Genomic DNA, 12,347 nt, shown 5'->3' on the forward strand with positions numbered 1-12,347 from the left:
CCGGGTTTTTATTGCAATCCATGATACCTTAAACATAGTTGCACACCCTTGCAATCGCGGTTTCCACCATCCCCAGGGCTTCTGCTTTGGACAATTTTCCGTTCGCAATTTCAATCAGCTCTACCAGCAGTTCCTGTGTCAGCCGGGGCATAGAGCCGCTTTCATAAATGGCCGGACTGGCGTCAAAATCAATATTGTCCTCCATTTTTGCATAGGTCAGTTTATTTCCGGTGATTTTTATTACCGGCGCAATGGGATTTCCAGTCGGAGTGCCGCGCCCGGTTGTAAATACCACAACCTGAGCGCCGCCTGCGATCATCCCGGCGACGGAGGAAGGATCGTTTCCGGGCGTATCCATGACGACAAGCCCGGTTGTTTCGATCTGCTTGGCATAATCGTAAACCGCCATAATCGGGCGGTGTCCGCCCTTGTGGATGCATCCGAGCGATTTTTCTTCGAGAGTGGTAATTCCGCCCGCCTTGTTTCCTGGAGATGGATTTCCGGCCCGTACCTCTTCTCCGACGAGCTGCAGCGATTTCTCATAACGGTGGATGATATCAAACAGCCGGTCATGGATTTCCCTGTTTGCCGCCCGTTTTGCCAGGATATGCTCTGCACCGATAAATTCTGTCGTTTCGCTCAGAATAGAAGCTGCGCCTTCATCCACCAGAAGGTCGCTGAGCTGGCCCACGAGTGGATTCGCGGCAAGCCCGCTTGTTGGGTCAGAGCCGCCGCATTCCGTTCCGACAATCAACCGGGACAATGGACAAGGCTGCCTCTGCAGCAGGCCCGCCTGCCTGACCATTTCCTGCGCCAGGCGCACCACCTGCTCAACTGCTTTGATTGTTCCGCCCGCTTCCTGGATAATCACCTTTTGAAGCGGCTTGCTGGTTCGCTCCCGTACTGCTGCTTCCACCAGATCCATCTGGCAGTTTTCACATCCAAGCGACACAATTACCGTACCGTATACATTGGGGTTTGCCGCGTAGCCTGCCATGACATCCATAGTAAGCTGCTGGTCGGCTTTGACCTGGGAGCAGCCGTTTTGATTGTGGAAGGTCACAGCTCCCTGCACCTGGGAAGCGGCAATTCGTGAAACGTCTGCTGCACAGACGCTTGCCGGCAAAATAAACACATGATTACGGATGCCGACCCGTCCGTCCGGCCTGAGATAACCTAAAAACTCCATCCTGTTTTACCCCCGATCATCCAGGTTCTCCCGGACGCTGATGACATTATGCTCGTGCACGTGCGCCCCGGCTGGGATAAACGCTCCCGCCTCGCCGATATGCTCACCGTATTTGACGATTTTCTCACCCTTTGCGATATCATGTACGGCAAATTTGTGATAGATAGTGATATTTTCTATCACAGTTATCCTGCAGGGTGTTCCGTCAGGCAGGACATAACAGGCCGCTTCACCCTTTGGGATCGGCTCAATGGCAACGGCAACATTATCCTCCGGCTCGATAATCATGGCATTGTTCATGATTACTCCCTCTCTTCGCTTGTATTTTTGTTTTTATCATAACACAAATCGATCAAAACAAAGTTTTGACGGCCGTAAAACGGCCATGCTGCAAAGCGGCATGATTTGTTGTTGCAATATAAAGCAGGCAACGCTATCGCGCTGCCAAAGCCTCATAATATGAGGCTTCTGAATGCAGGGCATTTGGTTTGCTTTTATTATAGCATATCAAAGGATAAAACGAGATCAACCCCTCAGCAGGATTCATCTCCGCTGAGGGGTGAAGCTGTTTTATAACAACATTCCCTTTTTTCGGAAAACGGCAATCAGCGGCCGTGCGACCAGGGTCGCAATTGCAGCGGCCACAATGGCCTCCAGCACGCCGTTGACGGCGATCACACCGCCGATTACCTTTAACAGCGTATCAAAGGCAATTTCCTTTGCAGCCGCGTATTCTTTTCCGAAGAAGAGATAGATCCCTCCCATTACCAGGATGGTGTTGGTCAGAGATCCGCCGATTCCCGCTGCAATACAGGCAAATATCCTGGTTTTATCCACCTTTTGAATCCATTGGAATAACAGTCCCGCGACTACACCGATCAAAATTCGCGGAACAAAGCAGATAATCAGGCTGCAAAAATTCCCCTGTGTATTGCCAAGCTGGTAAAACGGGGTGAATACAAACGCAGTGACGCCGCCGTTGATGGTATTGGTAATCAGACTGGTCAGCCCAAAGACAAATCCCAGAAGAGCGCCTACCCTTGGCCCTAGCAGAATTGCTCCGATAATTACCGGAATATGGATTGTAGTGGCGCGGATGGTCGGAGTCAATGGGATGTAGCCCAAAAACGGAACCATTGCCATCACAACCATAATTGCAATCAATAAGGAAACCTGTACTAGCTTGACTGTGGAACGTGTTTGATTTGACATGTAAAAACCTCCTGCTGCTGTTCCCAAGAATTGGGATACAGTGCTTAATTTCGGCTATTGCTTTTTGTTTTTCAGATAGATGTAATACAGCCCCTTTAAAACCAGATGGGGATCAGACACAAACGGCGTATCGCAGTATGGAATGATATCCTGTGCGTGCTGGCCTGTTGCAAGAAAGACCGGTAATCCGGAAAGCTGTGCCGCAAAGCGGGCGCACATTCCGTCGATCATCGAAGCGGTACCGTAAATCAATCCGGAACGCATGGAAGCGGCTGTATTGGTCCCGATAACAGCCTGCGGCGGTTCAATAGAAGCCTGCGGAAGCTGTGCCGCACATTGATGGAGCGCCTCCAGCGACACCTGTACACCGGCTGCAATAGCAGTACCGCAGAAAACCCCGTTTCCGTCAATCGCGGAAAAGGTAGTCGCTGTCCCCAATGACACAATAACAGAAGGCGTCTGATATTCCCTTACGGCACAGGCTGCCGCGCAGACAAAGTCTGTTCCCAGGGTAGCGGTACTGACCTTTAGGTTCAGCCCGGTTTTTACTCCTGCGGAAACTAGCAGAGGCTCAGTATGGAATAACAGACGGCATGCTTGCTTGAGCTTTGGCGTAAGCATTGGGACTACGCTTGCCAGAATTATCCCGTCAATTTTTATCAATGGGATATGGGACAGGGTCAAAATCTGCTGGAAAGAGGCTGCATATTCAAATTCTGTTGCATTTGGAGATGCGGCGATTGACGCGGAAAAAGATAGTCTGTCGTCATCAAACACGCCAAATGTGATAATGGTATTTTCGATATTTACTGTTAAAACCATAATTCTGCCTCTTTCCGATGGAATACAAAAAAACAATTGCCATCTTTTATTATAAACAATCCACCTTCCTTTGACAAGTATTTCCGCCTTAGTTTGCACATATAATGCAAGGGAAAGGATGGGGTATAGAATGAAGCAGTGGATGCGGGAAACTGTCGCTTTTGTCCTGATCTTATTGATAGCAGTAACAGGAATTGCCTGTTTTTATCCGGAGAAGGCAGTCCCGGCAGAAGGATATATCACCTGGGCGGGATTTGATGTTCCGGTGGAGGCTATGCAGAAGGCGGGACAGGCGGACATTGACAGCTATCAGGAGGAAAACCATGTGGACTGGGTGGAAAGTCTGGCATGCCTTGCTGTCCAATACGGGGGGAATTGGAAGCAGTATCGGGGAAAAGACCTTGACGGGATTATCCAGAAGGCAAAAGCTGGAACCTTACCTGAAGAACAGGCAAAATCAAATAAAAAAGGGTATACTTATTATGAAAATGTTTATCGCGCTGTACTGGACGGGTTCATCGGAGAATACCAGCATGAGCTGATTGGGGAGGATGGAGAGTCCACCATAGTTTCCGATTATGGGGTAAAGGTCTTTTCTCCTATTGCGGGCGGATACGGATATAACCATTATGATGATTTTGGCGCCGGAAGAAGCTATGGGTTTCGCAGAAACCATCTGGGAAACGATTTGCTGGGAAATGTCGGAACGCCGATTATCGCAGTGGAGAGCGGTGTGATCGAGGCGATGGGCTGGAATGAATTCGGAGGCTGGCGGATCGGCATCAGAAGCCTGGATCAAAAAAGATATTATTATTATGCCCATCTTCGCAGCGGACACCCATATGTATTTTCCCGGTCTGTCGGAGATACGGTACAGGCTGGGGATGTAATTGGGTATCTTGGGATGACCGGATATTCCTCCAAAGAGGATACCAATGGGATGACAAAGCCTCATCTCCACTTTGGCATGGAGCTTATCTTTGATGAATCGCAAAAGGAATCCGACCAGGAAATTTGGATCAACGTTTATGAAATTGTAAAATTTTTATCCAAACATCGCAGCGCTGTTTGCAAGGACGAAAAAACGGGAGAGTATGTCAGGCAATCCGCCTATTATGATTCGAGTCTGGAAAACAGCGAATCGTTATGCTATAATGAAGATGAAACCTCTGGCTGAGACGACAATAAGTAAAATTCCCTCTGAGAGTTTCAGAGGGAATTAAGCCTATTTCATCATATAGGACATGTTCTCCATGACGGTGCCGACTGTTTTCAGCGCTTTGCCTGTATTGCGGCGAAGGGTTTTTGCAGTAGAATTTGTGTGGCCTTTATGGTTGATGACATAGGCAGCAGTACCGACTACTGCACCTGCAGCAAGCCCGGTAATCCAGGGATTCATGTGTTTTTTCATCAAATACCGCCTCCAATATTAAAATTACAGGAAAAAATCCTGCACCATTATTATTTGTGCTTGGGGAATATTTATTGAGGCGAGATTCTGGCAAAATTTTTGTCAGATTGCGGAAAATGAAGTGAAGGGGAAATCAAAATGTTAAAAAGACCCGCGCGTGTGGCGGCGATCCATGATCTTTCCGGCTTTGGACGATGCTCCTTAACGGTCATCCTGCCGCTTTTGTCTGTAATGGGCGTTCAGGCAGTTCCAGTGCCGACTGCTGTCCTTTCTACCCATACCGGCGGTTTTCAGAATATTGTGACCCGAGATTTGAGCGATTATATTATTCCGGCATTGGAGCAGTATAAAAAGGAAAAAATTGGATTTGAATGTATTTATACTGGTTTTTTAGCTTCGGAAAAGCAGATTGACGACTGCCTGAAGTTTATGGAGGCATATCCGGAGGCAGTGGTGTTTGTCGACCCGGTCATGGGCGACCATGGAAAAATGTACCGCACCTATACCAAGGCAATGTGCGAAAGAATGCGGGAACTGGTGCATAAAGCGGATATTATTACACCGAATCCGACGGAAATGAGCCTGCTGTTAAACGAGCCGTATGACCCCCGCCCTCTGACACACCAGCAGTTTAAAACAAAGCTGCTGCGCCTGAGCGAGCTTGGGCCGTCTACTGTGATTGTAACAGGGGTGGAGCTGGCAGATATGACGATCAACAATGTCGGCTATGACCGGGAGCACAACACCTTCTGGCGGGTGAAGTGCAGCTATGTGCCGGTCAGCTATCCGGGCACCGGAGATATCTTTGCCAGTATTGTAGTGGCGTCAGTACTGAAAGGGGACAGCCTTCCAATTGCAATGGAACGGGCGACCCGCTTTCTGGAGCTGGCGATCAAAACGACCTTCAGCTACAGCACCGATACGAGATACGGCGTGCTGCTGGAGCAGTCGCTGCCATGGCTCTGCAAAGAGCAGATTCTTGACCACTATGAGGTACTTTAGTTAAAACGATGCAGAAGAAGCGGAGCAGGTTTATACCTGCTCCGCCTCTTTTAAATGCCGGATAAATATTTCCCCGATTTGTTCCAGTTCACCCAGCCCGGTTAAAATCGGGAGGGTATGGAATCCGCTTGCCTCTAGGATTGACTTCCAGGAGTCAGGCGATTCGCCGGCCAGATCGTTTTTTGCATGGTCTCCGGCTACAATCATAAACGGCATCAGATAGACGGTTTTAATTCCGCGTGTTTTTAGACGGGAAAGGATATATTCAATACCCGGAAAGCCGTCCACCGTTCCCACATAGACATGCTCCTCGCCAAGAAAACGAAAGGTATTTTCAAGCTGACAGTAAGCAGCGTTCGCGAAATGGGGCGTCCCGTGTCCCATCAGCACGATTGCTTCTTCATCTGTCCGAAACGGAATCATAGAACAGATAGCCTGTGCTGATTCCTCGTAGTCAGCCTGTGCTGACAGCAATGGCCGGCTGATTTGGAAGGTTGAAAAGGACTCGCGATAGGTTAGCAGCTCCGCCGCCATCTTTTCATATTCAATGCCGGGGATAACGTGCAATGTCTGGCAGAGAACGGATTCATAGCCGTTCTGCACCAGCTCATCCATCACCTCTGCCGGGGTCTTAATGACAAGATTTTGCTCTTCCGCAAGCTTACGGATTACAATCCGGGAGGTGAAAGCGCGGAAGATATCCACATTTTCCATTGAGGCGGAAATGTTTTTTTCCAGATGTTCAATCGCACCTAGTGCGTCTAAATGGGCAGTGCCAAAGCTGATAAAAACCAATGCGCGTTTTGTCATATGCCTGCTCCCTTCATAGCGGATTCAGCAGAATCAGTATATCGTTTGAAAATTCCTTTGCGCAGCTCAGGGCGCTTGAGCACCACGGTCTGTTTTCTCTGCCTCAGGATTGTGTCGATTTCTTCCTTTGTTTTCTCAGTCCCGTCTGTTCCAACTAGGGAAAGGGTACGGTTTGGGATATCGTATTCGATCAGGTCCCGGTCCTGCAAATAGGCGATAGGGCCTCCGCGCGCGGCTTCCGGAGAAATGTGTCCGATACATGCGCCGCGGGTAGCTCCGGAAAACCTTCCGTCGGTCAGCAGGGAAACCGTTCCGTTTAGCCTGGGATCGCAGACGATCGCTTCCGTAGTCATCAGCATCTCCGGCATACCGGAGCCGCGCGGCCCCTCATACCGGATGACCAGGATTTCATCCGGATGGATATTGCCGTTTACGACCGCGCTGTAGCAGTCCTCCTCACAGTCAAAAACCCGCGCGAGGCCCTTGTGCCGCCGCATCTCCGGCTTTACCGCCGAATACTTAATGACTGAGCCATCCGGCGCGATATTGCCCTTTAGGATAGCAATTGATCCGGTTTCCTGGATTTCGTCCAATGGGGTTAATAAATCCTTCCGGGCTAAGCCGTAATTGTGCAGATATCCGAGATATCGTTCAAAATAACCGTTTTGCTCCAGTTCGTCCAGGTTTTCCCGCAGGGTTTTTCCGGTAATGGTAAGTACATCAAGGTGCAGGAAATCCCGCAGCATCCATTGTACCATAGGAATCCCGCCGGCAAACCAGAAAGCCTCGGTGACCTGGGTTCCGCTCGGATAGATGTTAGCAATATGGGGAATTTTATGGTTGATTTCATCGAAGAGCTCAATCGGAAGAGAAAGTCCCAGCTCTGCTGCAATGGAGGGGAGATGAAGCGTTGCGTTCGTCGAACCGCCGATTGCGCTGTGAACCATGACGGCGTTTTCAAATGCCTCCATTGTCATAATATCAGAAGCGGTAATCCCTTTGCGTGCGAGCTCCATCACGGCAATTCCGGCGTTGCGCGCCCATTGGCCGATATCCCGCATCGTTGCCGGGATGAGCGCGGCGCCGGGCAGTGTCAATCCAAGCGCTTCGGCCATGCACTGCATGGTAGAGGCCGTCCCCAGAAACTGGCAGGCGCCGGCTGAAGGGCATCCGGTCAGCTTATAGTCGGCAATTTCACGCTGGGTGATATTGTCTTTCTGCTTTTGCCGCAGGGAAATGTCTCCCGCCTTGATCGAGGTAGACATGTCCGGTCCCGGACGCATGCTCCCGCCCGGAACAATGACGGTCGGCAGGTCGAGCCGGGCCGCCGCTTTCAGATGCGCGGGGACTGATTTGTCGCAGGAGGACAAAAGCACAAGCCCGTCCCAGGGATTAACCCTTCCATGAAGCTCCACCATGTCGGTTAACACCTCACGGGAAGCAAGAATATAATTCATTCCATTGTGTCCCTGGGCACAGCCGTCGCAGATATCAGTCGCGTGAAATCCGGCGGGTTTTCCGCCGGATTCATATACGCCGATCTTTACCTGTTCTGAAAGCTGGTTGAGGTGGATGCTGCCGGGGTGGCTGTCCCCGTAAACGTCCTCTACCAAAATTTGGAGCTTTGTGAGATCTGAGTAAGTCCAGCCGGTTCCGAGCTGAAGCGCGTCGAACTGTGCCCATAAAAGCCGTTCCTTTGCGCTGTGTGATACATCATTTGTCATATTGCAGCTCTCTTTCCTATTCTGCCGGAAAAATCCCGGCCTGGGTCAGGATAGTTCTGACCTGCTCCTTCTGTGCGCTGCTGAGGGGTTCAAACGGCGCGGCCGGCATGTCGCAAACGCCGAGCACCAAAGAAACCGCATATTTCACAACAGCGATTGACTGTGCGGAAACAGAGGATAAGCCCATTAAAATACCGATTTTTTTCTGGCACTCCGCAGCCAGATCCATATCGCCTGTCTGATACGCCTGATAGAGCTTGGCATAAAGAGATGGAGTAAAATTTGAGTAGGCACCGATGATCCCATTCCCTCCGTTCAGCAGGTTGAGCAGAAAATATTCGTCCCATCCTGTGAAGGTGATAAAGCCGGGGTAATCCGGCCGGATGTCGGTCAGGAAGGTACGGGTATGGCCATAGTCGTTAATGGTATCCTTGACGCCGACAATGGTCGGGCAATCCTTTAAAATCCGTTTGACCAGGGGTGTGTTCAGGGAGATTCCCGTTCGGTCAGGGAAGTTATAAAACAAGACTGGAGTATCGGACGCATGGGAAACAGTATAGTAGTAGTGATACAGTGCGTTATCGTCCAGCGCGACATAATACGGAGAGACCACCAGCGCGCCGTCCGCACCGGCTTCTCCTACAAATTTGGTGAACCGGGCGGCCTCGCGTTCGTCCGTATGGCCGGTACCGACCAGAAGAGGGACGCGATGGTTTACGGCTTTTACGGCAAAGGTGACAAATTCCCTGCGTTCCTGTTCGGTAAAGGCAAAAAATTCGCCGCAGGTTCCCAGGATCAAAATGCCGTTGACGCCGCTGTCAATCAGAAAATCGATCAGCTTCTGATTCGCGCCGAAATCGATCCGGCGGTTTTCATCCAGCAGGGTAGTCATGGGCGGGACAACACCTCTGATGTTCATAGCAATTCCTCCCGATCTTTATTTTAAACTCAAAATGTCCACGTTGGGGTCTGTATCCTTTGCATAATCCACATTGTCCAAGCGGAAGCCGAACATCCGGTAAAAATCTTCCCAATATCCATCAATATCAGCTGCCTGTTCAATATTTTCGTCACAGATGGTCTTCCACACCTTCATTACTTCGTCCTGTACCTGCGGGAGCATTTCCAGATCATCCAGCCGGATCATCCCTTCTTCATCGGTTTCCACACTGTCCTTCTGGAGCTTGTCATGATAGAGGCGGTACATCTGTTCGATGCAGCCCTCGTGATTGCCCTGCTCCTTCATGATTTTGTATAGGACGGTGATATAAAGCGGCACAATCGGAATAGCCGCGCTGGATTGGGTTACCAGCGCTTTGTTGACGGAAATATAGGCTTCAATGCCGAGCTGTCCTGAAATTTCCTTTGAAGTCTGGAAGAGATGATTTTTCGCCATCCCAATTGAACCGTTGGTATACATCGGGTGGGTGAGCTCCGGCCCGATATAGGAATAGGCGACAGTCACGGCGCTGTCTTCTATCGCATCGGCCTCTTTCAGCGCCTTGATCCAGTCCATCCAATCCTCGCCGCCCATTACCTTGACGGTATTGGCGATTTCTTCTTCTGTAGCAGGAGGAATTGTAACGTCGGATACCTTTCTGGAGGCCAGGTCAATGGTCTTATTGGTGTAGGACTCGCCGGTGGTTTTTAATACGGAGGAATAAACGGTTCCGTCCTCCATAGTGCGGCGGGGCGCCGCCAGGCTGTAGATTACCATATCCACTTTGCCGAGATCCTGTTTGATCAGAGCGATTGTTTCTTCCTTTACCGCGTGGGAAAAAGCGTCTCCATTGATGGTTTTTGCATATAGCCCTTCCTCATGGGCGAATTCTTCCAGTGCGGCAGTGTTATACCAGCCTGCGCTCGCGGTTCGTTTTCCGGAAGCTGGTTTGTCGAAAATAATACCGATGGTAGCGGCTTTTCCGGAAAACGCCATGGAAATCCGGGAAGCAAGCCCATAGCCTGCGCTTGCGCCAATAACAAGCACTTTTTGGGCACTGTCAATCGCGGGCTGGCTTTTGACATATTCTATCTGTCTCCGGACATTTTCCCTGCATCCTTCCGGATGCGCGGTGGTGCAGATAAAGCCTCTGGTTTTTGGTTCTATGATCATGTGTTTACCATCCTTTTTCCATATAATCAAGATATTCCAATTATACCAGATTACAGAAACCGGTGCAACCGAACCACAAAAATAAACAGGAAATTTACAGATTTTGCAAGGAAATGCTGTTTCGTTATTTCAGAAGGGAACGAATCGTCTTCCGGGCCTTGGAGATGGTTGCTGCCGTGATATCGACATCGAGATGATCCTTTTTTGCAAGAATTTCCATGAGATGGGCCATCCTGGGGAGACGGAGATTCACCTCCCGGAGTCTTTCCTTTTGCCGAAACAGCTCCTCCGGCGTACCATGCAGTGCGACTTTTCCATGATCGAGCACATAGGCAAAGTCGCAGTAGAGTGGGACAAGGTCAATGTCGTGGGTAGCAAGCAGGAAGGTGATCTCCTGTTCTTCCCGTATTTTCAGCATAAGCTTTAGAATCTCGCTCACACCGGAAGGGTCTAAGCCGGCAGTCGGCTCGTCAAGGATAATGACGTCCGGTTTCATTACCAGCACTCCCGCAATTGCCGCCCGCTTTTTCTGTCCAAAGCTGAGCGCGTGGGTCGGCGCGTGCAAAAATTCGCGGATACCGGTCTGTTCTACCGCTTCGTCAACACGCCGTTTCATTTCCTGCTCCGGCAGTTTTAGATTCACTGCGCCATAGGAAACATCCTTTAAAACACTGGCGGAAAAAAGCTGGTCATTCGGATCCTGAAAGACGATCCCGACCCGCCTGCGCAGCGCGGCGATTCCTTTTTTATCATAAATCACAGGCTGTCCGTCAAAGAACACCTCTCCGGAATCCGGGGTCAGCACGCCGTTCAGATTCAAAAAATAGGTTGATTTACCGGCGCCGTTCCCACCCAGAAAAGCCGTAATTTTTCCTTTTGGGATCACTGTATTAATATTGTCCAGGGAGTTCGACTCTCCGTCATAGGAGTAACAAAGCTTCTTTGTTTCAATAATAGGCTGAAAATTTGTGTTCATCCTAATTTCCTCCTGAGCATAAATTCTGCAAGCGCCGCTGCGCCCAGAACCAGGCAGAACGCCAGGGTATAGCCATACCATTTTTTGGAGGGCGCGTAGGTCTCCTGTAAGGCGTTTAGATCCCCTTCAAAGCCACGGGCTTCCAGTGCGGCACAGATCCGGCCGCAGCGGGAATAGGCGCGGAAGAACAGGGTACCGATCAGTGTTCCGGCCGACTGGATCGATTGCCTGAGGCCCCGGTATCCCAGCCTTGCCTCCTGTGCAGTTTTCATCCGAGCGGCTTCCTCCCAGATAACAAAAATATACCGGTAGATCAGTTCCATCAGCGAAACCAGGACGCCCGGCAGGGGGCTGCCGCGCAGACATTGGAATAGACTGGTCATCGGGGTGTTGAAGGAAAGGAAATACATACAGCAAACCGCACCGAGCGCAGTGGAACAAAGCCGGATTCCCTGAAACAGGGAATCCGGGCTGATGCCATATTGGTATTGTCCGATGGTAACACCGGCAAGCAAGGACTCTCCCGCCGGATAGCGGCTGATAAAAATTGTAAGCGTGCCAATCAGGAGAAACCCACAGGGAATCAGCAGGAAATGCAAATACCGTTTTAGGGTTAGCCCGGTCAACATGCAGGTTAACGCCGCCATAGCGAACAGGGTGATCAGCCCGGCCGCAATGCTCCTTGTCCCGATGCAGAGACAGAGCGGGAAAAGGGAAAAGCAGAGCTTTCCCTTGGGATCAAGCCGCGCAATCCGGGAGGAATAAGCAATTTTATCAATCTGATTCATGGTGCCCTTCCGCCGTCTTTTTATCTTTTGATTTTGCCGTAATCCGTCCCAGAACAAAACCGACGACACCGGCGCCGATTGCTGCCTGGAGCGCGAACAGCAGGGATTCTATTTCACCGCTTGCCGGTTCCAGGAGCGTTTCAAACCACGGCTTGTAATCCGGATCGATTTCTGTGATTGCCGCTTCGGCTTCTCCGTCCGCTCCGCCAAATTCGGCGTTTGGGAGCACCAGCAATGGGATAACCGTAATAATGACGACGGCAAGGATCAAAATTAAATTTTTCTTCCAAAGTTTCATGA

General features: G+C 50.4%; 14 protein-coding genes. 2 read left to right on the top strand and 12 right to left on the bottom strand.

Going from position 1 to position 12,347, the window contains the following annotated elements:
- Positions 1-28 precede the first annotated feature (28 nt).
- The 4 genes from CZ360_RS08385 to CZ360_RS08400 form a co-directional block, all read right to left on the bottom strand.
- A complete protein-coding gene (locus CZ360_RS08385) occupies positions 29-1,189 on the bottom strand; it encodes a UxaA family hydrolase (RefSeq protein WP_077533695.1) in 1,161 nt (386 codons plus the stop codon).
- Between the two features lie 6 nt (positions 1,190-1,195).
- Positions 1,196-1,489, bottom strand: a complete 294-nt coding sequence (locus CZ360_RS08390; RefSeq protein WP_077533696.1) for a UxaA family hydrolase — start codon at positions 1,487-1,489, stop codon at positions 1,196-1,198.
- Between the two features lie 270 nt (positions 1,490-1,759).
- Positions 1,760-2,401 carry an ECF transporter S component gene (locus CZ360_RS08395; RefSeq protein WP_077533697.1) on the bottom strand — a complete coding sequence of 214 codons (642 nt, stop codon included), beginning with the start codon at positions 2,399-2,401 and terminating at the stop codon, positions 1,760-1,762.
- A gap of 54 nt (positions 2,402-2,455) precedes the next feature.
- Positions 2,456-3,223, bottom strand: coding sequence for a type III pantothenate kinase (locus CZ360_RS08400; RefSeq protein ID WP_077533698.1), 768 nt, complete (start codon positions 3,221-3,223; stop codon positions 2,456-2,458).
- 130 nt (positions 3,224-3,353) lie between these two features.
- Between CZ360_RS08400 and CZ360_RS08405 the strand changes: the two genes are divergently transcribed.
- Positions 3,354-4,400 (top strand): M23 family metallopeptidase, encoded by a 1,047-nt coding sequence (locus tag CZ360_RS08405; protein WP_229408020.1) that lies wholly within the window; start codon positions 3,354-3,356, stop codon positions 4,398-4,400.
- Positions 4,401-4,448: 48 nt separating this feature from the next.
- On the opposite strand, the gene CZ360_RS08410 is transcribed toward CZ360_RS08405, so the two are convergent.
- A complete protein-coding gene (locus CZ360_RS08410) occupies positions 4,449-4,634 on the bottom strand; it encodes a hypothetical protein (RefSeq protein ID WP_077533699.1) in 186 nt (61 codons plus the stop codon).
- Positions 4,635-4,772: 138 nt separating this feature from the next.
- On the opposite strand from CZ360_RS08410, the gene CZ360_RS08415 reads away from it, so the two are divergent.
- Positions 4,773-5,636 carry a pyridoxamine kinase gene (locus CZ360_RS08415; protein WP_077533700.1) on the top strand — a complete coding sequence of 288 codons (864 nt, stop codon included), beginning with the start codon at positions 4,773-4,775 and terminating at the stop codon, positions 5,634-5,636.
- A 30-nt stretch (positions 5,637-5,666) separates the two neighbouring features.
- Here CZ360_RS08415 and CZ360_RS08420 read toward each other — a convergent pair whose 3' ends face one another.
- The 7 genes from CZ360_RS08420 to CZ360_RS08450 all read right to left on the bottom strand — a co-directional run bounded on the left by CZ360_RS08420 (position 5,667) and on the right by CZ360_RS08450 (position 12,345).
- Entirely contained in the window at positions 5,667-6,446 is a 780-nt protein-coding gene (locus tag CZ360_RS08420; protein WP_077533701.1) for a sirohydrochlorin cobaltochelatase, read from the bottom strand.
- The gene (gene ilvD, locus CZ360_RS08425; protein WP_077533702.1) at positions 6,443-8,170 is read right to left on the bottom strand and encodes a dihydroxy-acid dehydratase; all 1,728 of its coding nucleotides are present in this window, start codon (positions 8,168-8,170) and stop codon (positions 6,443-6,445) included. Before ilvD ends, CZ360_RS08420 begins: the two co-directional genes overlap by 4 nt.
- A 16-nt stretch (positions 8,171-8,186) precedes the next feature.
- Positions 8,187-9,089, bottom strand: coding sequence for a dihydrodipicolinate synthase family protein (locus CZ360_RS08430; protein ID WP_077533703.1), 903 nt, complete (start codon positions 9,087-9,089; stop codon positions 8,187-8,189).
- A gap of 18 nt (positions 9,090-9,107) precedes the next feature.
- Positions 9,108-10,283 carry an enoyl-ACP reductase FabV gene (fabV, locus tag CZ360_RS08435; protein WP_077533704.1) on the bottom strand — a complete coding sequence of 392 codons (1,176 nt, stop codon included), beginning with the start codon at positions 10,281-10,283 and terminating at the stop codon, positions 9,108-9,110.
- Positions 10,284-10,407: 124 nt separating this feature from the next.
- The gene (locus CZ360_RS08440) at positions 10,408-11,259 is read right to left on the bottom strand and encodes an ATP-binding cassette domain-containing protein (protein ID WP_077533705.1); all 852 of its coding nucleotides are present in this window, start codon (positions 11,257-11,259) and stop codon (positions 10,408-10,410) included.
- Positions 11,256-12,047, bottom strand: a complete 792-nt coding sequence (gene cbiQ / locus CZ360_RS08445) for a cobalt ECF transporter T component CbiQ (RefSeq protein WP_077533706.1) — start codon at positions 12,045-12,047, stop codon at positions 11,256-11,258. The genes CZ360_RS08440 and cbiQ overlap by 4 nt, the downstream gene beginning before the upstream one ends.
- A complete protein-coding gene (locus tag CZ360_RS08450; protein WP_077533707.1) occupies positions 12,034-12,345 on the bottom strand; it encodes an energy-coupling factor ABC transporter substrate-binding protein in 312 nt (103 codons plus the stop codon). The genes cbiQ and CZ360_RS08450 overlap by 14 nt, the downstream gene beginning before the upstream one ends.
- Positions 12,346-12,347 lie beyond the last annotated feature (2 nt).

The sequence above is a fragment of the Massiliimalia massiliensis genome (assembly GCF_900155615.1).
GTDB lineage: Bacteria > Bacillota > Clostridia > Oscillospirales > Ruminococcaceae > Massiliimalia > Massiliimalia massiliensis.